The organism is Streptomyces sp. NPDC045968, assembly GCF_056430475.1.
This window is the reverse complement of record NZ_JBWKLF010000001.1, coordinates 481,815-502,903: the sequence shown is the minus strand read 5'-3', so window position 1 is coordinate 502,903 and position 21,089 is coordinate 481,815. Positions and strand designations below refer to the sequence as shown.

The 21,089-nt window shown below is 69.8% G+C and carries 19 protein-coding genes and 2 pseudogenes; 5 read left to right on the top strand and 16 right to left on the bottom strand.

All coding sequences use genetic code 11. The features are described 5' to 3' along the window. Positions 1–37: 37 nt before the first annotated feature. Positions 38–1,138 (top strand): M48 family metallopeptidase, encoded by a 1,101-nt coding sequence (locus tag AC07FA_RS02055; protein WP_479072745.1) that lies wholly within the window; start codon positions 38–40, stop codon positions 1,136–1,138. Here the strand turns inward: AC07FA_RS02055 and AC07FA_RS02050 are convergent. Further along, on the bottom strand, positions 1,068–2,189 hold the full coding sequence (locus tag AC07FA_RS02050; protein ID WP_479072744.1) for an SCO2583 family membrane protein: 1,122 nt from the start codon (positions 2,187–2,189) through the stop codon (positions 1,068–1,070). The genes AC07FA_RS02055 and AC07FA_RS02050 overlap by 71 nt on opposite strands. Between AC07FA_RS02050 and AC07FA_RS02045 the strand changes: the two genes are divergently transcribed. After that, positions 2,188–2,310 carry a hypothetical protein gene (locus AC07FA_RS02045; RefSeq protein ID WP_479072743.1) on the top strand — a complete coding sequence of 41 codons (123 nt, stop codon included), beginning with the start codon at positions 2,188–2,190 and terminating at the stop codon, positions 2,308–2,310. The two genes, AC07FA_RS02050 and AC07FA_RS02045, sit on opposite strands and share 2 nt — an antisense overlap. A gap of 106 nt (positions 2,311–2,416) precedes the next feature. Here the strand turns inward: AC07FA_RS02045 and AC07FA_RS02040 are convergent, their stop codons facing one another. The 15 genes from AC07FA_RS02040 to AC07FA_RS01970 form a co-directional block, all read right to left on the bottom strand. Further along, positions 2,417–3,016: an SCO2584 family spore wall biosynthesis protein gene (locus AC07FA_RS02040; RefSeq protein ID WP_479072742.1), complete on the bottom strand. Its 600-nt coding sequence runs from the start codon at positions 3,014–3,016 to the stop codon at positions 2,417–2,419. A 64-nt stretch (positions 3,017–3,080) separates the two neighbouring features. Next, on the bottom strand, positions 3,081–4,364 hold the full coding sequence (locus tag AC07FA_RS02035; RefSeq protein ID WP_479072741.1) for a glutamate-5-semialdehyde dehydrogenase: 1,284 nt from the start codon (positions 4,362–4,364) through the stop codon (positions 3,081–3,083). Positions 4,365–4,449: 85 nt separating this feature from the next. Further along, positions 4,450–4,950 carry a hypothetical protein gene (locus AC07FA_RS02030; protein ID WP_479072740.1) on the bottom strand — a complete coding sequence of 167 codons (501 nt, stop codon included), beginning with the start codon at positions 4,948–4,950 and terminating at the stop codon, positions 4,450–4,452. 121 nt (positions 4,951–5,071) lie between these two features. Then, positions 5,072–6,199: a glutamate 5-kinase gene (proB, locus tag AC07FA_RS02025; protein WP_479073419.1), complete on the bottom strand. Its 1,128-nt coding sequence runs from the start codon at positions 6,197–6,199 to the stop codon at positions 5,072–5,074. Between the two features lie 201 nt (positions 6,200–6,400). Next, positions 6,401–9,118: a CDP-glycerol glycerophosphotransferase family protein gene (locus AC07FA_RS02020; RefSeq protein ID WP_479073418.1), complete on the bottom strand. Its 2,718-nt coding sequence runs from the start codon at positions 9,116–9,118 to the stop codon at positions 6,401–6,403. Between the two features lie 197 nt (positions 9,119–9,315). Further along, complete coding sequence (locus AC07FA_RS02015) at positions 9,316–10,608, bottom strand: glycosyltransferase family 2 protein (RefSeq protein ID WP_479073417.1); 1,293 nt, start codon at positions 10,606–10,608, stop codon at positions 9,316–9,318. A gap of 175 nt (positions 10,609–10,783) precedes the next feature. Next, positions 10,784–12,949 carry a hypothetical protein gene (locus tag AC07FA_RS02010; RefSeq protein WP_479072739.1) on the bottom strand — a complete coding sequence of 722 codons (2,166 nt, stop codon included), beginning with the start codon at positions 12,947–12,949 and terminating at the stop codon, positions 10,784–10,786. Between the two features lie 137 nt (positions 12,950–13,086). Continuing rightward, positions 13,087–14,586 (bottom strand): SDR family NAD(P)-dependent oxidoreductase, encoded by a 1,500-nt coding sequence (locus tag AC07FA_RS02005; RefSeq protein WP_479072738.1) that lies wholly within the window; start codon positions 14,584–14,586, stop codon positions 13,087–13,089. Positions 14,587–14,981: 395 nt separating this feature from the next. Further along, positions 14,982–16,418, bottom strand: a complete 1,437-nt coding sequence (gene obgE, locus AC07FA_RS02000) for a GTPase ObgE (protein WP_479072737.1) — start codon at positions 16,416–16,418, stop codon at positions 14,982–14,984. A gap of 133 nt (positions 16,419–16,551) precedes the next feature. Then, the gene (rpmA, locus tag AC07FA_RS01995; RefSeq protein WP_015608479.1) at positions 16,552–16,809 is read right to left on the bottom strand and encodes a 50S ribosomal protein L27; all 258 of its coding nucleotides are present in this window, start codon (positions 16,807–16,809) and stop codon (positions 16,552–16,554) included. A gap of 14 nt (positions 16,810–16,823) precedes the next feature. Continuing rightward, positions 16,824–17,144 carry a 50S ribosomal protein L21 gene (gene rplU / locus AC07FA_RS01990; protein WP_056558958.1) on the bottom strand — a complete coding sequence of 107 codons (321 nt, stop codon included), beginning with the start codon at positions 17,142–17,144 and terminating at the stop codon, positions 16,824–16,826. Between the two features lie 208 nt (positions 17,145–17,352). Continuing rightward, positions 17,353–17,790: a PIN domain-containing protein gene (locus AC07FA_RS01985; RefSeq protein ID WP_479072736.1), complete on the bottom strand. Its 438-nt coding sequence runs from the start codon at positions 17,788–17,790 to the stop codon at positions 17,353–17,355. Then, entirely contained in the window at positions 17,787–18,062 is a 276-nt protein-coding gene (locus AC07FA_RS01980) for a ribbon-helix-helix domain-containing protein (protein ID WP_479072735.1), read from the bottom strand. The genes AC07FA_RS01985 and AC07FA_RS01980 overlap by 4 nt, the downstream gene beginning before the upstream one ends. A gap of 45 nt (positions 18,063–18,107) precedes the next feature. After that, positions 18,108–18,308, bottom strand: a complete 201-nt coding sequence (locus AC07FA_RS01975; protein ID WP_479072734.1) for a DUF397 domain-containing protein — start codon at positions 18,306–18,308, stop codon at positions 18,108–18,110. A gap of 13 nt (positions 18,309–18,321) precedes the next feature. Then, a complete protein-coding gene (locus tag AC07FA_RS01970; protein WP_479073416.1) occupies positions 18,322–19,122 on the bottom strand; it encodes a helix-turn-helix domain-containing protein in 801 nt (266 codons plus the stop codon). A gap of 12 nt (positions 19,123–19,134) precedes the next feature. On the opposite strand from AC07FA_RS01970, the pseudogene AC07FA_RS01965 reads away from it, so the two are divergent. The 3 genes and pseudogenes from AC07FA_RS01965 to AC07FA_RS01955 form a co-directional block, all read left to right on the top strand. Then, positions 19,135–19,798: pseudogene (locus AC07FA_RS01965) on the top strand (DUF2637 domain-containing protein); the annotation flags it as partial. Positions 19,799–19,950: 152 nt separating this feature from the next. Further along, positions 19,951–20,538: a replication initiator gene (locus tag AC07FA_RS01960; RefSeq protein WP_479072733.1), complete on the top strand. Its 588-nt coding sequence runs from the start codon at positions 19,951–19,953 to the stop codon at positions 20,536–20,538. After that, positions 20,535–21,059, top strand: a pseudogene (locus AC07FA_RS01955) (replication initiator); the annotation flags it as partial. The gene AC07FA_RS01960 and the pseudogene AC07FA_RS01955, both read left to right, overlap by 4 nt. Positions 21,060–21,089 lie beyond the last annotated feature (30 nt).

Here is a 21,089-nt window from a genome sequence, read left to right as displayed (position 1 = left end):
GGGACGAGCGACGTCTCGTACGAACAGGGGGCCTTCCATGACCGAAAGCAGCCACGAGAACGTGCCGAGCAGGCAGCGCAGGCGATTCCCGGGAATCTCGTCCCGGGCGTACGAGCATCCGGCGGACCGCTCCGCCCTGGTGGCACTGCGCAAGCTGACCGGATTCGACACGGTCTTCAAGGCGCTCAGCGGGCTTCTTCCCGAGCGCAGTCTGAGGCTGCTCTTCCTCTCCGACTCCGTCCGGGTGAGCGATGCCCAGTTCACCCATCTCAACGCGATGCTGCGGGACGCCTGTTACATCCTGGACCTGGAGAAGGTCCCTCCGATGTACGTCACCCAGGACCCTCGGCCGAACGCGATGTGCATCGGTCTCGACGAGCCGCTCATCGTGGTGACGACGGGTCTGGTCGAGCTGCTGGACGAGGAGGAGATGCGGGCCGTCGTGGGCCACGAGGTGGGCCACGCGCTCTCCGGCCACTCGGTGTACCGCACGATATTGCTCTTCCTCACGAATCTGGCCCTCAAGGTCGCCTGGATTCCTCTGGGACACGTCGCGATCATGACGATCGTGACGGCGCTGCGCGAGTGGTTCCGCAAGTCCGAGCTCTCGGCCGACCGGGCGGGGCTGCTGGTCGGGCAGGATCTGCAGGCGTCGATGCGCGGTCTGATGAAGATCGCCGGTGGCAACCATCTGCACGAGATGAACGTGGACGCGTTCCTCGCCCAGGCCGACGAGTACGAGAAGGGCGGCGACCTGCGCGACTCCGTGCTGAAGATCCTCAATGTGCTGCCCCGGTCGCACCCGTTCACCACCGTGCGGGCCGCCGAGCTGAAGAAGTGGTCCGAGACCCGCGACTACCAGCGGATCATGGACGGCCACTACCCGCGGCGGGACGAGGACAAGGACACCTCGGTCACGGACTCGTTCAGGGAGTCGGCCTCGCACTACGCGGACACGGTGCGCACCAGCAAGGACCCGCTGATGAAGCTCGTGGGTGACATCGCCGGCGGTGCCGGGGACCTGGGCGGCAAGCTCCGGGACAAGTTCACGGGAGCCGGCAGCGGCGCTACGGGCGGGGCGGGGAGCCGTCGGCCGCCGCAGGACCCGCAGGAGGGTTCTGGGCCGGAGCGGAGCTGACCGCCAGCGTTCCGCACAGCGCCGCCGTGTGCGGGCCCGTGGCGTACGGGTCGGTGCCGGCCGGCCCCCTGCCGTCGGCCCGCTCCCCGGCGAGCAGCGGTACGAGCGCGCCGGCCGCGCCCGCCGAGCACGACTGGGGTCCGGCCTGCACATGGGCGGTCCGGACCTCCAGCCGGTGGAGCCGCAGGTCCTCCCGGTCGAACTGGAAGTGCAGCTCCCGCCGTACGGTGAACAACGAGGCGCCGCCCTCCTGCTGAGGGCCGGACACCACCGGGCGCAGGGCGTACGTGAACGTGTGGTCGGACACCACTTCCAGGGTGTCCGCTCCCACCTCCGCGTAGGTGAGCGTTCCCTGGACCCTGGCCTTCGGGTCGGCGAGCTCCACGGCGTCCGGATCGAACCGCACCAGCCAGCCGGTGGCGGAGTGCTGACCGTCGTCGGCCGGTGCGTGCACACTCCGGTCGAACTGGGCCGTCTGGTCGGGGTCCAGCAGGCGCTCGACCGGCCGGGTGGACGTTCCGGTGAGCACATCGGGGTCGAGCGAGGACTCCACGAGGTAGTCCTTGGCCGTGGTCAGGGCGGCCGTCACCTGACTGTCGGAGAAGCTGTGCGTGCGCCGGACCGCCGGGAGGTTGATCCCTTCGGCGCCGCTCCGGAATTCCGCTGCCGGGCTCGCCGCGTAGAGAGCGGCGGGGGTGCCGCCCGGCACGGCGCCCCGGGGGGCGAGGGGTACGACGGTCGTCTTGAGCGGCCCGGCGTGTCTGACCGTGGGCTGCGGATAGGGGTTGCGGAAGCCGATGTACACGGCGGTGGCGAAGGCCAGGGCGATGAGCACGACGAGGGCGATGGCCGCCTTGGAGCCGTTGCGGGCGGCGCGGCCGGGGAGTGAGCGGACGGCGAGGGCGTGGTCGCCCATGCGTTCCTGCGCGGAGAACTCCTGAAGCCGGGCAGCGCGGACGAACGATTCGTCGAAGACGAGCGAGCGGTACTCGTCCTCGCCACCCGCGGGGTTCTCGGGTGGGTCTTCCGGCGGTTCTCCGCGGCCAGTCATGACTTCTCCCGATCTTCGCGTCACCGGCCGGGGAGCCGGGGAGCGCGACGGTCCGCCGGGGCCGGAAGGCGCCGGGCAGGTCCTGCCCGGCACGTACGCGGGCGCACGTCCGGACAAGTGAGAAGCCCTCTCCGGAAGAGGGGTCACCTCTTCAGGGTAGGTCGATCGGGAGGAAGGTAAACGCGGGAGAGGCCAGAAGAAGGAAGGCGGCCCGCCGGGGGCCGCCGTCAGGGGGTGCGGGGGACGGCGGAGACGGCAGGACGGGAATGGCCGGCCGGGACCGAGGGGCCGCCACGCGGCTTGTCGACGCCGCTCGTCACCGGCTGCGGGATCTGGTCCTGGCGGTTGCCCGCGGCGCCCCGATACACGGCGGAGAAGGCCAGCGCGACCATGCCGACGCCCATCAGCAGGGCCAGCAGCCAGGCCACCGGCCGGTGCCAGCGCGCCGCGCCGCGGTAGGGGCGCAGGACGCCGCCGTGCCGCCCGTAGGGGCCGCTGTAGTCGTCCTCGTCCCCGTCCAGGCCGTCGAGGTGGCCGGAGCCCCCGAAGGACCGCCTGCGGCCGTACACGCCGTCCGTGCCGTAGCCGTCGTCGTAGAGGTCGTCGTCCAGGGGTCCGCCGCCGGAGCGCGCCCGGGCCGCCTCGGCCTCGGCTCGCGCCTGTGCTGCGGAGAGCAGCCGCTCCACCGCGGTGGGTTCATGGACCTCTGCGGCCCGTACGAAGTCCTCGTCGAACACCACGGAGGCGAAGTCCTCGTCCGCGCCCCCGCGGTCGTCGTCGGGCTCCCAGCCGTCAGGAAACGGCCTGCCTCCCACGTCGTCCGGCACAACTTCAGCGTAGCCGCGCCGTGTCGTTTTGGGCAGGGACCGCACGAACTCGGCCCACCGGCCGCTACCGGATGTGGCCGTCGCCGGTGACGATGTACTTCGTGGACGTCAGCTCCGGAAGTCCCATGGGGCCCCTGGCGTGCAGCTTCTGCGTCGAGATGCCGATCTCGGCGCCGAACCCGAACTGGCCGCCGTCCGTGAAGCGCGTGGAGGCGTTCACCGTGACCGTCGTGGAATCGACCAGCTGGGTGAAGCGCCGGGCCGCCGCCTGCGAGGTGGTCACGATCGCCTCGGTGTGGCCCGAGGACCAGAGCCGGATGTGCGCGACGGCGGCGTCCAGCGATTCGACGACGGCCGCCGCGATGTCGTACGAGAGGTACTCGGTCTCCCAGTCCTCCGGCGTCGCCTCGACCAGGGTGGCCTTCGAGCCTTCCGCGTACTCCATGACCCGTTCGTCGCCGTGGACCGTCACTCCGGCCTCGGCGAGGGCGTCCAGGGCCAGGGGGAGGAACTCGGCGGCGACGTCCTTGTGGACGAGCAGGGTCTCGGCGGCGTTGCACACGCTCGGGCGCTGTGCCTTGGAGTTGATGAGGATGTCGACGGCCATCGCGAGGTCGGTCTGCGCGTCCACGTAGACGTGGCAGTTGCCGGTCCCGGTCTCGATCACGGGCACCGTGGACTCCTCCACGACCGTGCGGATCAGGGAGGCGCCGCCGCGCGGGATCAGTACGTCGACCAGGCCCCGGGCCCGCATCAGCTCCCGTACCGACTCGCGGCTCTCCCCCGGCACCAGCTGGACGGCGTCGGCGGGGAGCCCGGACCCTCCGACCGCGTCGCGGAGCACCCGTACGAGGGCGACGTTCGAGGCGTACGCGGACGAGGAGCCCCGCAGGAGTACGGCGTTGCCCGACTTGAGGCAGAGGGCTGCGGCGTCCACCGTCACATTGGGCCGGGCCTCGTAGATGATCCCGACCACGCCGAGCGGCACCCGGATCTGGCGCAGGTCGATGCCGTTGGGCAGGGTGGAGCCGCGCACCACTTCGCCGACAGGGTCGGGCAGCGCCGCCACGTCGCGCACGTCGGCGGCGATGGCGCGGATGCGCTCGGGGGTGAGGGTGAGCCGGTCGACGATCGACTCGCTGGTCCCGGCCTCGCGGGCGCGGGCGACGTCCTGCGCGTTCGCCGCGACGATCTCGCCGGTGCGCACTTCGAGCGCGTCCGCGATCGCCAGCAGCGCGTCGTCCTTCGCCGAGCGCGGGAGTGGCGCGATGTCAGCGGCGGCGGCGCGTGCCCGGTAGGCGGTCTGGGCGACCGGGGACATGTTGTCGTACGGCGAAAGCGTGGTCATGCCCGCAGAGTAATGCGCACACTGCGGGCATCCATCACGTATCCCGTGATGCGAGACGGCCGTCCCGAATGGACCGCCGGCCCGCTCAGTACGGGTGCACCCCGACCGGGGCGGCGGGCGGTGGGCCGTACCCCTCGGCGATGCGCAGGTGGTACGTCTCCCGGTCGATGACCTCCAGGCCGACGATCTCCCAGGGCGGGAGCCCGGCGCTGGAGCGGTGCTCTCCCCACAGCCGCAGCGCGACCGCCGCGGCGTCGTGGAGGTCGCGGGCCTCTTCCCAGTAGCGGATCTCCGCGTGGTCGTTGGCGTACCGGCTGGTCAGCAGGAACGGGTGGTCGTGCGCCAGCTGTTCGAGGCCGCGCCTGACCTCCTTCAGCGGAATCTCCGAACCCGACACGCTGAGGGTGATGTGCCACAGCTTCGACTGGGTCCGTTCCTCCCGCGCCGCCATCGGTTCCTGCTCGGTGGCGCGGTCCCTGGTGCTGTCCGCGGGCAGCCCAGCGCCGAAGTCGGAACCCGCCCCGACACTGGTCAGGGCGCGGCTTCCCGTCCCTCGGGGCGGCGCCCCCGGGCGCGCTCGTCTCACCGGCGGCCTCCTGTGAATACGTTGCTGTGCTGTACGCCTTGTGTCCCCGCTACAAAGTTGACCAGTCCGAGGCCGGGCGTGGGGCGCTTTTGGTGAAGGTCTCTGCCGAATGTCCGGACTTTCAACCGATTCGGGGGGTGAGCCGGGGCGCCAGGATGACCAGATCGTCCCTGTGTACGACCTCGCGTTCGTAGGCGGGGCCGAGTTCGCGTGCCAGGTCGCGGGTGGACCGGCCGAGCAGCTGGGGGATTTCCTTGGCGTCGAAGTTGACGAGTCCGCGGGCGACGGCCCGGCCGGAGAGGTCGCGCAGCTCCACCGGGTCGCCCGCGGTGAACTCGCCCTCGACCGCCGAGATCCCGGCGGGCAGGAGGGAAGTGCGGCGGTCCACCACGGCCCGCACGGCACCGTCGTCGAGGGTCAGGGCGCCGCGCGGGGTCGACGCGTGGGCGAGCCAGAGCAGCCGGTCGGCGGAACGGCGTCCGGTCGGGTGGAAGTACGTGCCGGTGTCGCGTCCCGCGAGGGCGTCGGCGGCGTGGCTCGCGGAGGTGAGGACGACGGGGATGCCTGCGGCGCTGGCGATCCGGGCGGCTTCGACCTTGGTCACCATCCCGCCGGTGCCGACGCCCGCCTTCCCGGCGCTGCCGATCGTGACACCTTCCAGGTCGGCGGGTCCGTTGACCTCCACGACGCGTGAGGCGCCGGGGGTCCGGGGGTCGCCGTCGTACAGACCGTCGACGTCGGAGAGGAGGACCAGGAGGTCGGCGTGGACGAGATGGGCGACGAGCGCGGCGAGCCGGTCGTTGTCGCCGAACCGGATCTCGTCGGTGGCCACGGTGTCGTTCTCGTTGACGACGGGCAGGGCGCCCATGTCGAGGAGCTGGTCGAGCGTGCGGTAGGCGTTGCGGTAGTGGGCGCGCCTGCTGGTGTCGTCGGAGGTGAGGAGCACCTGTCCGACGCGTACGCCGTAGCGGGCGAACGAGGCGGTGTAGCGGGCGACCAGGAGCCCCTGGCCGACGCTGGCGGCGGCCTGCTGGCGGGCCAGGTCCTTGGGTCTGCGGACCAGGCCGAGCGGGGCGAGTCCGGCGGCGATCGCACCGCTGGAGACGAGGACGATCTCCTTCTCCCCGCCGCTCCTGACGTTGGACAGCACATCGACGAGGGCGTCGACGCGGTCGGCGTCGAGGCCGCCCGCCGCCGTCGTGAGAGAGGAGGAACCGACCTTGACCACGATCCTGCGGGCGCCGGTCACGCCCGGCCTGGCAGCTGACACGTACTTCCTCACTCTGGCTGGCCCGGCGCTCGGCTGAGGGGCCGTCGCGGGCCCCCGCGGCCCGGGCTTGCGGGGGCCGTCCCCGAGCAGCACAGTACGCGAGCGGCCGCGCCCCGCGCCTTCCCGTTCCGCTCGATGGACAGCGGTGGGAGGAGCCGGACGCGGCCGCTCGGAACAGCGTCAGTCGTTGTTGACCGTCAGCATCCGGTCGACGACCCGCGCCGCGGCGAGACCGTCGGAGGGCTCGCAGAAGTCCACCCGGAACTGGGCGTACTTCTCCTTGTACTCCTCCGTCACGGCGTCGATGTTGCGGATGGCGTCGACGAGTTCGGCGGACGTCTTGATCAGCGGTCCCGGGGCGCGCTCCGTGAAGTCGAAGTAGAAGCCGCGCAGGGTGTCCCGGTAGTGCTCCAGGTCGTACGTGAAGAACAGCATCGGACGCCCGGAGTGCGCGAAGTCGAACAGCACCGAGGAGTAGTCCGTGATCAGCACGTCGGCGATCAGGTAGAGGTCGGCGATGTCCGGGTAGTACGTCACGTCCCAGACGAAGCCCTGGCCCGCGCCGGGGATGCTGTCGAGGACCTTGTGGTGCTTGCGGTAGAGCAGCACGTGGTCGTCGCCGAGCTGTTCCTGGGCCGCGGTCACGTCGATCTGGTTGTCGAGCTTGAAGCGCCGGCCGCCGTACCGCTGGTCGTCGCGCCAGGTCGGTGCGTACAGGACGACCTTCTTGCCCGCGGGGATGCCGAGCTTCTCCCGTACGGCCGCCGCGCGCTTGACCCGGTCGGGGGCGTGGAAGACGTCGTTGCGGGGATAACCGGCCTCCAGGACCTCGCACTGGAGGCGGAAGGCGTTGGTCATGATCGGCGTCGTGAAGGCGTTCGGCGTGATGAAGAGGCTGTACTGGCGCGAGCGCTGCGGCAGGCTGGAGATGTAGGCGAGGTTGGCCTGCGGCGTGCCGAGCAGGTCGGCGCCGATGCGCTTGAGGGGCGTGCCGTGCCAGGTCTGGACGACGACCTGGCCCTCACGGCGGACGAACCACTCACGGATGCCGCCGTTGGTGACGATGTAGCGGCTGCGGGCCAGGGCCTCGTACCACTCCCTGCTGCCCCACAGCACTCCGCGGACACCCGGCGGCAGCACGACCTGCTCGTCGTGGACCATCGCGATGTGCTCGACCTCGGTGCCGCGGCGTACGAGCTCCTCGTAGACGGCGCGGGGCGAGTCGGAGAACTGCTTGCCGCCGAAGCTGTTGTAGAGCACGGCCTCGCGCAGCGGCAGCTTGCGCTGCTCGGGGGTGTACACGTCGCGCATGAGGCGCTGGCGGTACGCGCCGCGGAGCTCGGGCTCCAGGACCGGCCCGGACTCCAGGAAGATCCGGTCGTAGTCCAGCCGTTCCAGGGTGTACGTCCGGCGGGCGCCGTCGTGGGACGACGGCAGCGTGGAGACCAGGTCGGGGCGGATCGTCACGGGGATGTCGTGGCGGTGGTTCCACTCGTCGCGGGCGCGCAGGAACGGGAGCCAGCGGCCGGCCCGGAGCGGGAGCGTCCCGTCGTACGCGGGCATGGCGTCGGGCGTGAGGCGGGCGGTGAAGCGCCCGTTCTCGAACTCGGCGGGCAGCGGCTTGTCCTCGTTGCGGCCGCTGTGGCGCAGGACGAACTTCATCTTCTCGGCCGGGCCCGTGTACGTACCGGACAGCAGCAGTTCGCCGTTCGCGGACCATTCGGTCCGGTCGACGACGGGCTGGGTGGTGCGCAGCTGCGGGGTGAAGTTGCCCGCGCCGTCGGTGACCACGGCGAATTCGAGGTTGCCGGGCAGCTGCTGCACGCCGGTGCGCAGGGACTGCCCGATGGTGGCGCGACGGGTCTTGCCGTCGGCGAACACGATCAGCGCGCGGTACTTCCTGGCCTTGCCGGGGACGACCCCCGCGACGGCCAGGTCGCCGAAGGGCAGGCGCGCGGTGTACCGGTTCCAGCCGTCGGTGCCGGGGCCGCCGGCGTCCAGCGGGAGGTCGATCGCGAAGTCGGTGCCCTCGTGGTCGATGCGCAGCGCCGTCGGCGTCCTGCCCGGGGCGGACGTGCCACGCGAGCGGAGCGTCACCGTGAGGCCGTTGTCGTCCGTCTCCTGGGACTCGACCTCGGCCGGCACGACGTCCACGGAGAGCTTCAGCCGGTTGCGGTCGTAGCCCGCGACGAGCCGCACACCGTCGTCCAGCACGTGCACCTGGCTGTGCCCCGCGGCGCCGCTGTTGCTCTTGAGGATGCTGCCGACGGACATGCCGCCGGGTCGCGGGATACCGATGCCCAGACGCCAGGTGCCCGACTGCCACTGGCCGCGGGTCCGCAGGCGCGACGGGTCGATGCCGATCTCGAAGCCCGACCAGTCGTAGCAGTGCAGGGCGCCCTTGGCCTCCGCGGTCGCCCTGGGCTCCAGGACGGTGCGCAGCCGGAGCGGGATGGTGCTCCTGCTGCCCTGGCGGCGCAGGACGGCGACGCGCAGCGAACGCTTGCCGGTCGCCGAGGGGACGTTGGGGATGTAGGCGTAGCCGCGGACGATCAGTCGCCCGTCCTGCCAGGCCAGGTCCGTCAGCTTGCCGCGTACGGGGAGCTCGCTGCGCGTGAAGTTGCGCACGGTGGGGGGCAGCGAGGAGCTCTCGACGCCGGGCAGCTCGATGCGGGCGCGCCGCAGGCCCTTGACCGCGAAGACGCCGGGGTTCTCGCGCTCGTAGTGCAGGACGTCGACCAGCTCGTCCCCCCGCCCGCTGGCCGCCAGATGCCACTTGACCCGGGCCATCGGCGAGAACTGCCGGACCAGCTTGGGTGCAGCGGCCGCCAGGAAGTCCTTGGCGGCCGTATGGAAGGCGGTGCGCTCCTCGACCGGTGTCTCGGGGAAGTACTTCATGAGACGGCTGAGCTCTTCGGGAATGGTTTCGACAGGTCGGGACGCCACGGCGAGAGGGCCTTTCCGGGGGGACTTTCAGACGTGAACCCCAGGAAGACGGGGCGTGAATGAGACTCTCACCAAGGTCTCATGGTTGCCCAACCGCATGGAGTGACGCCCGTCACAATTCCCTTCGCCCCGCGCGTATTTCGCCACACTCAGGCCCGGGTGCGCGCCCCCTTCCGCATCCGGCGCGTCCGTGGCGCCCGAAGCGTCCGGAGTGCCGTCCGGCGGATCTTGCGCACCACGCGGCGGGCGAAGGAGACGTAGGGCCTCGGCTCCGGCGCCTCGATCCGCCGGCCGCCGATCCATTCGGTGACGGTCACCTCGTACGTCGAGTCCGGCAGTCCCGAACCGTCCCTGAAGTGCGGATACGCAAGGTACAGCCGGGATGGGCGCTCTTCGCGGACGAGTGCGGGCTCGCTCTTGGCCTTCATGAACCGCACGACGTCGAGGAGCAGATCGAGCCGGTCCCGCGCGACACAGGCGAGCCGGAGCCGTTCGTTCACCTTGAGCCGGCGAGCCAGTCCGGGCGTCCAGTGCTCCGCGAGCAGCGGCGCCGCGAGCGCCATCTTCTTCGCGCGGACGGTCTTGGACTGCTTCAGCAGATTGGGTCCGAATTGTGGCAGCAATGTGATGACGAACGGGCGGACCATCAGGGAGTCCCGCCGGGGTCCCGGGGGCACGTGGGTGGCGATGAGCCGCATCAGCGCACGCGCCGAATCGAACCGCAGTACGTAGCCGCCGCTCTTGGTCACGTGCTTGCCGTCGTCCCGGCCCACGAGGTAGTAGCAGGTGTAGTCCGCCACGACGGAGACCCCGTTGCCCCGCAGGTACGCCTCCATGGTGAAGAGCGCGTCCTCGCCGGTCCTGAGCTTCTCGTCGAAGGACATCCCGAGCCGGTCGAGAAGCGCGCGACGGAAGAGCTTCTGGGCGCTCAGCGTGAACTTGATGTTGGAGCTGTACAGGTCGGCGCGCTCGACCGTCTCCTTCCACATCGACTTCGCCGCGCCCCGGTTGACGCCGACGACCTTGCCGAGGACCACGTCCGTACCGGCGCGGTCGCCCATGGCGACCATCCGCTCCAGCGCTTCCGGGCCGAAGTAGTCGTCCGCGTCGAGGAAGAATACGTACCGCCCCCGGGCCAGACCGAGGCCGACGTTGCGCGGCCCGCTGGGCCCGCCGGAGTTGGCCTGGTGGACGACCCGTACGGGGATCGCGGTGCGGGTGGCGAAGGCGTCCAGGTACTCCCCCGTACCGTCCGTGGAGCCGTCGTCGACAGCGACGATCTCCATGCGCCCGGCCGCGAGCGTCTGTTCCTCGACGGACTCCAGGCAGCGGATCAGGTAGGGCATGGCCTGGTAGGCCCCGATGACGACGCTGACGTCCGGTTCGACGGCCCCGGGCTCCGCGGCACCGGGGCCGTCGGTCTCGGTCTCGTTGCTCCCCATGGTCATCCCGGTGTTACCCATCCCGTCAATTTTCGTCACAAATGAGACAGAATGCCGATCACATCTACCTTGCGCGCATCAACACGCAGAACGGCCCGTACATCCCTCTCCTGGAGAGACGTACGGGCCGTCTAATGGGTTGCCTGGCCGTCGCGACGACCGGATGCCGGGACGGTCAGTGGACCGCCGAGGGTCCGGTGCCGATCTCGGCGTCCGCGCCGGAGGCCGCCACGGCATCGGCGACGATCTGCTCCTCGCCGTCCCCCGCACCGCTGGACTCGTCCTCGAGGTCGGGCGCCGCCACGATCTGCTCACCGATGCGCTGCCTGACCCCGGCGTTGCGCGCCTCGGCCTTGGCCGCGAGCGCGCGCACCGCGGCGTTGAACTGCTCCAGGGAGGTCGGCTCGTCCGGGCCGAGCAGGTAGCTCTTCAGCTCGTGCCTGGCGTGGGCCAGCGGGTCGGCCGCGCTGTCGGCGACCGCGTCCAGCAGCTCGCCGATCTCCTCGGCACTGTTGGAGAGGATGACCGCGGCCCGTACGGCGGTGTTCTGCCGCTTGAACTCCTCGGCACCCAGCTCCGCGGAGTCGGTGACCGCGTACGGCTTACCGCTCGCGATGAAGTCGGACACCACGCTGGAGATGTCCGAGACCATGGCGTCGGACTCGTTGAAGCAGTCGTACAGCTTGGGCTGCGCGCCCGTCACCGTCTTGTGCTCCCACCAGCCGAAGGAACGCCAGTAGGCGTCGTTCCATTCGGCCCGCAGGGCCTCGACCCGGTCCTGGCGCGACGGGTCGGCGAGCGAGACGCGCGACTCCTCGGCGTCGTCGCCACCGGCCCGGCCGGACTTCGCCAGGTCGGCGAGCGCCGCCTCGATCCTCACCAGCTCGGCCTTCGCCGCGTTCTGCCCGGCTGCGGCAGCGGCGGCCTGCTCGGCCCAGCGCGGCTCGGCGGCACGCTGGGCGGCCGCCTCGCTCAGCATGTTCTGAATCCGCGCGTGGACGGCCTTGGCCTTGGCGCTGCGGATACCGGTGAAGGGGTGCGGCTTGTAGATGACCCGCACCGGCTTCTCGGCCTTCAGCAGGCGGCGCACGATGTTCTCGCCCGCGAGCAGCAGGGAGGTGTTGCCGGGGCTGTCGTCCCAGCCCTCCCAGGTGGGGGCGTACAGCACGGTGGGGATGGGGTTCTTCGCGGTGCCGGTCCAGGTCTTGATCGGCGCGAGCTGCGGCCGTCCCACCTCGACGATGTCCTCGTCACGGATACCGACGTCGGCCAGGGCGTAGCGGTCGCGTCCCGCACGGCCGGCCGTCCACACCTCGTCGTACACCTTGGAGTACGGGTTGACGCTGGCGAGCTTGTCGCTGTCGCCGTGCCCGATGAAGACGTGCTTCATCGTCGGGACGCGCAGCATGTGGATGTTCTTGCCGACGTTGGCGGGGTAGAGGCAGACCCGGACGCTGGAGAGGTCCAGGTTCATCAGGTGGGTACCCGCCGGGACGCAGAGCACCGGCACGGAGGTCTCGGCGAGCTGGGGCACGAGACCGCGCTCACGCATGATGATCAGCGGGCGGCCGTCGATCTTCGCCATGGTGTCGAGCCACATGTTGCCCTGGTACGCCGACTCGTTGGAGCCGGAGAAGTAGAGCACCACGGTCGGCTGGTACTCGCGCAGCCAGCCGTCCACGGCCTTGAGCACGGCGGTCGCCGGGGGGACCAGCCGGCCGCGGCGCAGATACGGGACGAGCACGGCGTTGAAGGCGAGCGCCAGCAGCAGGGTGAGCGCGGCACCTGCGTAGCCGATGGCGTTCACGCCGGTCCCGGCGGCGAGCAGGATGCCGACGACCGCGGGGATGTCGAGGTGGAGCATCTTCTCGGCCGAGCGGTGCAGCATCACGCGCGGCGGCGCGTCGGGGATGCGTACGGCGTGCAGGTCCACGTTGCGGGTGACGACCGGCATGGTGCGGCGCATCCGGACCAGGGTCGTCATCGCGCCGTGCGGGGCCTGGAGACCGTAGAAGAGCAGGAAGCAGGCGACCGCCGTGTAGAAGAGCGGTTCCGACGCGAGATCCAGCCGCGCCAGCAGGAGGATGACCATCAGCTGGCGGAGCAGGAAGCGGATGGAGAGTCCCGCCCGCACCTTGCCGAGCCGGTTGATGAGATAACTGCCGCGCTGATGGAGATACCAGTCCGCGATATACGTGACAGCCGCGGCCGCCGCGAAGAACCAGATATTGGGCAGAAGCGCGGCAAACATGATGAAGGGATATCCCAGCATCATCAGTACGGCTGCGGCCAGTTCTGACCGGCTGCCCACACGGGCCAGGCGAATGGCTGTCGAAATCACGAAGAACCTGCTCCAGGGGGGTGCCGGTTTGATTCACGTATTGAGGGAAATGTGAAGGCGCCGCTTCACGCATTCGGGCCTCTGCGTTCGCAGAATGCGATCACAGAGGCCCGAAAAAGAACATTTGCGAAGAATTATTACACATCTTCCTGACGGTCGAGCACAGAGGCCAGGGCCTGCTCGAAGCCGGAGGATTCGGCGACGTCGCTGGTCGGGTCCTGCTGCCGGACGTCGATGACATGGCCGGTCATCGCGGACAGCAGCACGTCCAGCGAGGTACGGGCCACGGCCTCCGAGGAGAGCAGCGAACCCTCCGGCTCCTGACCGAACGCCTTGGTACGCATCGGCGTCGCCGTGCGCTCCGGGTTGACGCAGTTCACGCGGATACCCTCGCCCGCCCACTCGTCGGCGAGCGCCTGGGTGAGGTTCACCATCGCCGCCTTGGTGGAGGAGTAGAGGCTGTACTCGGCGCGGCCGCGGGTGTAGCTGCTGGAGGTGTAGAGCAGCAACTGGCCCTTGGTCTCCGCGAGGTACTTGTACGAGGCGCGGGCGATCTGGACCGGCGCCAGGTAGTTGACGTTCAGCGCCTCCTGGATCGTCGTGTTGTCCGTCTCCGCCAGCTTGCCGATGCGCAGCACGCCCGCGGTGTTGATGACGTAGTCGACGCGCCCGGTCTCCGCGTACGCCTTGGACAGTGCGTCGTCGACGTGCTCCGGGTTCTCGACGTGCGTACCGGTGGTGGAGCGGCCCAGCGCGTAGACACTCGCGCCGTACTGCTCGGCCAGCGTCGCGATGTCGGCGCCGATGCCGTACGAACCCCCGAAGACGACCAGCGTCTTGCCCGAGAGCAGCTCGCGGTAGGCGGCCTCGTCGGCTTGGCGGGGGGCCGCGGTGGAGGCCAGCTGGAAGAGCTTGTCGGTGATGAAGACGTCGACCGGCTGGGTCACCTTCATGTTGTACTCGTCGCCCGCGACCACGTAGATCGGCACGTCGGGGAGGTACTTCAGGACCACCGAACAGTCGTCCGTGGCCTGGAAGTTGGGGTCGCCCACCGCGATCTTGTAGGCCTTGCGGATCGTCGACAGCTTGAACGCCTGCGGCGTCTGGCCGCGGCGCAGCCGGGACCTGTCCGGGACGTCGGTGATGAACTCGCCGTCCCCGCCGTGCGTACGCGTCACGATGATCGTGTCCGCGGAGGGGATGGCGACGTCGACGGCCTGGTACCGGTCGAGGGCGTCGACGCAGTCCTTGATGACGCGCTGTGACAGCAGGGGGCGGACCGCGTCATGGAAGAGGACGTTGCGGTCCTCGCCCTCGGCAAGGCCCTCACCCAGGGCCGCGATGGCGCGCTCAGTGGTCTCGTTACGGGTGCTGCCACCCTCGATGATCTTGACGACCTTGGTCAGTCCGGCCTTGGCGACGATCTTCTCGACGTCGGGCACGAAGCCGGGCGCCATCAGCACGATCACATCGTCGATGCCCTCGGCGTTCTGGAAGATGGTCAGCGTGTGCTCGATGACTGCCTTGCCGGCGATCTTCAGCAGCTGCTTGGGGATCGACAGTCCAACGCGCTGACCGGTACCACCGGCGAGCACGACAGCAGTGGTCCGGGGCTTGGCGTGGTGCGGCACAGACACAGACGACCTACCTTGCGATGACGAGGGAACAGTGTGATGGTCGCACTCTCCGTGACCGTCTCGCAAGGCGGACGTCGGTCGGCGCATGCCCTCCGGAAACCCGCAGTTCACCGCCTGGCCAGGGAGGTTGGGCCCCAGAGGGGCCTTACGGGGGGTGACCGACTCCACAGACGTGTTACCCAATCACCACACCCGGGGCGCCGAACACCGGCCGCCACCAGGCAATTGTGGCGAAGGTGACGGTGAGTGCCCGTTCCGACACGGGAATTCGGGCCCGCCCCCGAGCGTGTGAGGCCCGCCGCGCACCGCTTGCGGCGGTGCTGCGACGGGCCTCACACGTACCAGAAATCCTTCTGCGCTCTGGGCTCAGAACGGGGTCGAACCGCGCGCTGGGCTTAGAAGGGGTCGAACTCGTCGTACTCGCGCTGCGGGTCGTCGCGCTCGCCCTCACGGTCCCGGCGACGCTGCGCGGCGGGCCGCGGCGCCTCCAGCCGGTGGTCCTCACCACGACGGCCCAGCATCTCGGCGCCGGCCATCATGGTCGGCTCCCAGTCGAAGACGACCGCGTTCTCCGCGGAGCCGATGGCCACGGCGTCGCCGGCCTGGGCACCCGCCTTGCGCAGCGCGTCCTCGACGCCGAGGCGGTTGAGCCGGTCGGCGAGGTAGCCGACGGCCTCGTCGTTGTTGAAGTCGGTCTGCTGGATCCAGCGTTCGGGCTTCTCGCCGCGCACCCGGTAGATGCCCTCGTCGTCGAGCTTGACGGTGAAGCCGGCGTCGTCGACGGCCTTCGGGCGGATGACCACCCGGGTCGACTCCTCGGCCGGCTTGGCGGCGCGCGCCTCGGCGATGATCCCGCCGAGGGCGTACGAGAGCTCGTTCAGGCCCTTGTGCGCGATGGCCGAGACCTCGAAGACGCGGTATCCGCGGGCCTCCAGGTCGGGGCGGATGATGTCGGCGAGGTCCTGGCCGTCCGGGATGTCGACCTTGTTGAGGGCGACGATGCGCGGCCGGTCCTCCAGACCGCCGTACAGCCGGAGCTCCTCCTCGATCATGTCGAGGTCGGAGAGCGGGTCGCGGTCGGACTCCAGCGTCGCGGTGTCCAGGACGTGGACGAGCACCGAGCACCGCTCGACGTGACGCAGGAACTCCAGGCCGAGGCCCTTGCCCTGGCTGGCGCCGGGGATGAGGCCGGGGACGTCCGCGACGGTGTAGACGGTCGATCCGGCGGTGACGACGCCCAGGTTCGGGACGAGGGTCGTGAACGGGTAGTCCGCGATCTTCGGCTTGGCCGCCGAGAGCACCGAGATCAGCGAGGACTTGCCGGCGCTCGGGTATCCCACGAGTGCGACGTCCGCGACGGTCTTGAGCTCCAGGACGATGTCCCGGCTCACGCCCGCCTCGCCCAGCAGCGCGAAGCCGGGGGCCTTGCGGCGGGCGGAGGCCAGCGCGGCGTTGCCGAGGCCGCCGCGGCCGCCCTGGCCCGCGATGAAGGTGGTCCCCTGGCCGACCATGTCGGCCAGCACGTTGCCCTCCGTGTCGAGGACGACCGTGCCGTCGGGCACCGGCAGCACGAGGTCCTGACCGTCCTTGCCGGAACGGTTGTCACCCGCGCCGGGCTGGCCGTTGGTGGCCTTGCGGTGGGGGCTGTGGTGATAGTCCAGCAGCGTGGTGACGGCCTGCTCGACGACCAGGATCACGTCGCCGCCACGGCCGCCGTTGCCCCCGTCGGGGCCTCCCAGCGGCTTGAACTTCTCACGGTGGACGGAGGCGCAGCCGTGGCCCCCGTTACCCGCGGCGGCATGCAGCTCGACGCGGTCCACGAAGGTGGTCATGGTTGGTGCCTCCAGGTAAATACGGGAATGTCTCTTTACGTAACGCGCCGAGGGCGGACCCGCTTCCCCGATTACCGGGAAAGCTGAGATCCGCCCTCGGAAGGTGCTGTGTGTCGTTCTGCGTGCGCCTGAATCAGACGGCGAGCGGAACGATGTTCACGACCTTGCGGCCACGGTGCGTACCGAACTCCACCGCACCGGCGGTCAGCGCGAACAGCGTGTCGTCGCCGCCACGGCCGACGCCCGTGCCCGGGTGGAAGTGGGTACCGCGCTGGCGGACCAGGATCTCACCGGCGTTGACGGCCTGACCGCCGAAGCGCTTCACGCCGAGCCGCTGAGCATTGGAATCGCGCCCGTTCCGAGTGGACGATGCGCCCTTCTTATGTGCCATGTCTCCTCAGTCCCTTACTTCGCAGCCGCGGGGATACCGGTGACCTTGATCGCCGTGTACTGCTGGCGGTGACCCTGGCGACGGCGGTAGCCGGTCTTGTTCTTGTAGCGAAGGATGTCGATCTTCGCGCCCTTGTGGTGGTCCACGATCTCGGCCTGAACCTTGATCCCGGCCAGCACCCACGGGTCGCTGGTGACGGCGTCGCCGTCGACCACGAGCAGCGTAGAGAGCTCTACGGTGTCGCCGACCTTGGCGGTGGGAATCTTGTCAACCTCAACGATGTCGCCGACAGCTACCTTGTGCTGGCGACCACCGCTGCGCACGATGGCGTACACGCGGATCTCTCTTTCGCTCGGAACGGATCCCCTGATGCCAGCCGCTCGCGCAGGCCGAAGCCCACGACGATCCGGAAGGATGAGCGGCCTCTCCGTGACGTATGGCGCGAACGCCGTGGCCAGGAGGGATGTGCTCAGGGGTAGGCGCAACGTAAACACGCCGAGGGTCAAGGCTACGGGGCGGGGTGCGGGGGGTCAAACCGGGTCCCTACAGGTCGTCCGGGAGGACCCGGAACGCCTTGTGCGCGGTGAGCGGCCGGACAGTCCGAAAGTCCCGTCGATCAAAGGTCAGCACGGCATCCGTACGAAATTCTGAGGCAAGTACGACGTTAACAGCGTCCGCCAGATCAAGATCGAGCGCGGCATATCGACGCATGACACCCCGGGCCGTAGCGAGCATGCCCCCGGTGACCTGCGGAAACTGAACCCTGCCACGCCGCTCCTCCTCGACCAGGCCGTCCAAAAACCCGTCCCGCACAGTCGCGCCGCCGATCCGGCGCAGAAGATGGTCTGCTTCAGCCAGGACCAGCGGCGAGAGGACGATGAGGCCGGCTCGCTCAAGGACTCCTCTGCTCGCCTTCATGTCCGGGTGGCTCTCATCCACGGAGGCCAGCAACGCCGACGTGTCCGCCACGATGACGATCACGTACGAGGCCGCCCCTTCGTCTCCTCATAAGCCCGCGCCTTCTCGTCCCAGATCCGGTCGAGCTCCGCCCCGGCATGCTCAGCAGTCTCCGGATCATCACTACGGAACGTGGGGAACGCCAGCGGCGCATCCCATGTCCGCTTGGACAGCGCAGCCAGGTGAATGGCCTCGCGGATGATCTCCGCCTCCGCGACACCTTCACGCCCTGCCGCTTCCTTGATTATGGCGAGGTCTTCCGCGTCGGCGTAGACCGTCGTTCGCTTGAGTCCCATGAACGTATGGTACTCGTTGTATATGTCCGATGCGGGCGCGAGCATTTAGGCAGGCCCGGGCCCTTCGAAGGACCCCGCGACCACAGCACCCAGGAAGCGGTGCAGGGCCTGGGGCGTCGTGGCGACGACGGTCGTGGGCACCTTGCTGTCGCGGAGGCGGATGGTTCCGTCGGGGGCTACGGCTAGGCAGACGCAGTTCGCTGCCTCGGCGCTGTGGGACGACTTCTGCCAGACAAGTATCGGCACGGAGGACTCCGTCTCAGGTGTCTCGGGCAATGCGTCGGATGAGCTCTCGGGACTTCTCAGGAGAGAGTGCGCGCGCTTCCATACGGTCCAGCACGGACCGGTAGCGCTCCAGCTGGGCCTGGGCATCGTGGAACTCGCAGCCATGGTCGGTATCGAGGACCACGGTGTCGAGCTGAGGCACCGCCCCGGAGGCGTACGTGACTCCCTGCCCGGATGCAGGAAAGGACGCCTCACCGAACGGGACGACCAGGACCGTCACATTGTCCCCCTCCCCCTCGGTCAGCAGGAAGTCCAGTTGTTCACGAGCAACCTCCGAGCCTCCGTAACCCATACGCAGGGCCGCTTCATGGACCATGGCCGTGAATGGGGTGGGGGAGGCTCCGTACAACACGGCTTGCCGTTTGACGCGATACGAGACGCGGTGCTCGATCTCATAGGGCCGCAGCGACGGGACGCTCTCCGCCATTACGGCGCGGGCACGAGCGGCGGTCTGGAGCAGGCCGGGAACGTGAATGACCACTGCGACACGCAGAGCGGTGGCGTGGTGCTCCATTTCAGCAAGGTCGACGAGACCAGGGGCCAGCAGATCCTGATACTCGAGCCACCACCCACGAGAGCGCGCGCCGGTCATGGAGGCGAGAGCCTCCACGTACGCCTCATCCACGCAGGCGTAGTTCCGCGTCATGGTCCGCACACGATCCGCGCCGACTGCGTACCGGCCGGCCTCGATGTTGCTGATCCGGGACTGCGGACCCCCCAGGAGTGCCGCCGCAACGGTGGAGGTGAGCCCTGCCCGCTCGCGGAGTTTGCGCAGCTCGGCCCCAAGGACGTCTGGGCGCTCGCCCTGCGCCTCGATGTTCCCCGCCCATCGCACCGCTGATCGCGCCCATGGTGGATCTGTCCGTCGTCGGGCTCCTGGTCGCGCTGCGGTTCCTGGCCTTGCGCGGGGTGCCCAAGCGGAGTTGCGGGCCGGTACCCGGCTGCTGCACCTGTGCGGGCTGCTAACGCTCGCTCTGAACACCGCCGAACCGCTGCTGACCGGACGCTACGGCCGCGCCTGCCTGGACACCGTCGCCCCGCTCCTGCTCCTGGGCTGGGGTCACGTCGGCCCCGCCTTCCTCGCCCACTTCCACACCCTCACCCGTCCCACCCCGCACCTGGAGGACACTCCCGCTTCTGGCTCCGACCTGGTGCCCGACGAAGCGCCCGCCCTCGAATCAGCACCCCCGACCTTCGTCCCGGACGTCGTTGCCGCCCCAGCCGAGGAACCGCAGCCCGCCCCGGCTCCGGCCGCTGCTCTCCCCCTCACCGTCGCGAAGACGGCTCGACCCGCCTCCGGCCCGGCCCTGCCGGCCGCCCTGCTGGACGCGGCCCGGCGTATCGCGGACACCCACCACGCCGATCAGGAAGCGCCGATCACAGCGGCCCAGTTGGGGACTCGTATGGGCGTCGCCCTGTCGGTGGCAACCGCCGCCCTCGCTCAGCTCTGAGCCCCGGTCCCTCACCGGCCGCATCCCCCTCGCTCAACCCCACGCCCGCCCTTGGGCCTGGTTCGCCATGCCCCGAGCAGCATCAACACGCCTTCCCTCCTGGCTGGTTGCTGCTCGGGGCCACCCACCCGAACAGAAGGGTCACTCCCCGAATGGTCACCCTGGACCTGCGCCACGCGGCAAGCCCCGCCGTACGGGACCTGCTCCACCTCGTCAACCACCCCGACTTCGACCGCACACAGCAACAGATCGAACACATCGGCGGCTGCACCGAACCCGTCCGCCTGACCGGCCACACCACCGCCGTGGATTCGGCGACGGGTGAGGTGCTGCGCTCCTACGCCACCTCCGAGGAGCCCGCGGGCAGTCTGCTGACCGCGTGCGGCAACCGCCGCGCCTCGCGCTGCCCGGCCTGCTCCCGCCTCTACGCCGCCGACACCTACCACCTCATCCGCGCCGGCCTCTCCGGTGGCAAGTCCATGCCCGACACCGTCCGCACCCACCCCCGCGTGTTCGCCACCCTCACCGCCCCCTCCTTCGGCCCCGTCCACAACGCCTCGACGCCCGGCCTTGCCGCTGCGGCACCCGCCACGAACCCACAGACGCGCTGCTCGGTACGCCGCTCAATCCGGCGACGTACGACTACGCGGGCGCGGTCCTCTTCAACGCCCACGCCGGAGCCTTGTAGGCCCGCTTCGCGATCTACCTTCGCCGCGAACTCGCCACTCGGCTCGGTATGACTCAGAAGGCCGCCCGCGCCGTACTGCGGGTGTCCTTCGCGAAGGTCGCCGAGTACCAGAAGCGTGGCCTGGTCCACTTCCACGCTGTGATCCGGCTCGACGGCCCCGACGGCAACACCACGCCCCCGCCCCCGTCTGCCGCCGTCACCGTGCTCACTGGCGCCATCCCGGCCGCCGCCCTCCGGGTCCGAGTGGCCGTCGCATCCGACGCGATCGGGGAGCGCGAACTCACCTGGGGCGAACAGCTCGACGTGCGCGAGATTGCCGCCTTCGGCACCGATGCCGAACTCACCGATCAGGCCGTGGCCGCCTACGTGGCCAAGTACGCCACCAAGTCCGCCGACGCCTCCGGCACCCTCGACCATGCCCTGTTCTGCCGCCCCTGTCAGGGACGCGGCGCCACCCTCCTGCCCCACGGCACCCCGCTCCCCTGCACCGCCTGCGACGGCACCGGACAGGCCCGTCCCCTGCCCCGGCTCGCCGTCGCCCGCCACGTCCGGCAGATGATCCGCACCTGCTGGGACCTGGGCAGTCTGCCGGAATTCACCGGC

Coding starts and splice junctions, on each gene's coding strand:
- rpmA (WP_015608479.1), bottom strand. CDS start 16,809: ATGGCACATAAGAAGGGCGCATCGTCCACTCGGAACGGGCGCGATTCC.
- obgE (WP_479072737.1), bottom strand. CDS start 16,418: ATGACCACCTTCGTGGACCGCGTCGAGCTGCATGCCGCCGCGGGTAAC.
- AC07FA_RS02050 (WP_479072744.1), bottom strand. CDS start 2,189: ATGACTGGCCGCGGAGAACCGCCGGAAGACCCACCCGAGAACCCCGCG.
- AC07FA_RS01960 (WP_479072733.1), top strand. CDS start 19,951: ATGGTCACCCTGGACCTGCGCCACGCGGCAAGCCCCGCCGTACGGGAC.
- AC07FA_RS01980 (WP_479072735.1), bottom strand. CDS start 18,062: ATGGGACTCAAGCGAACGACGGTCTACGCCGACGCGGAAGACCTCGCC.
- AC07FA_RS02045 (WP_479072743.1), top strand. CDS start 2,188: ATGACTTCTCCCGATCTTCGCGTCACCGGCCGGGGAGCCGGGGAGCGC.
- AC07FA_RS02035 (WP_479072741.1), bottom strand. CDS start 4,364: ATGACCACGCTTTCGCCGTACGACAACATGTCCCCGGTCGCCCAGACC.
- AC07FA_RS02055 (WP_479072745.1), top strand. CDS start 38: ATGACCGAAAGCAGCCACGAGAACGTGCCGAGCAGGCAGCGCAGGCGA.
- AC07FA_RS02015 (WP_479073417.1), bottom strand. CDS start 10,608: ATGGGGAGCAACGAGACCGAGACCGACGGCCCCGGTGCCGCGGAGCCC.
- AC07FA_RS02020 (WP_479073418.1), bottom strand. CDS start 9,118: ATGAAGTACTTCCCCGAGACACCGGTCGAGGAGCGCACCGCCTTCCAT.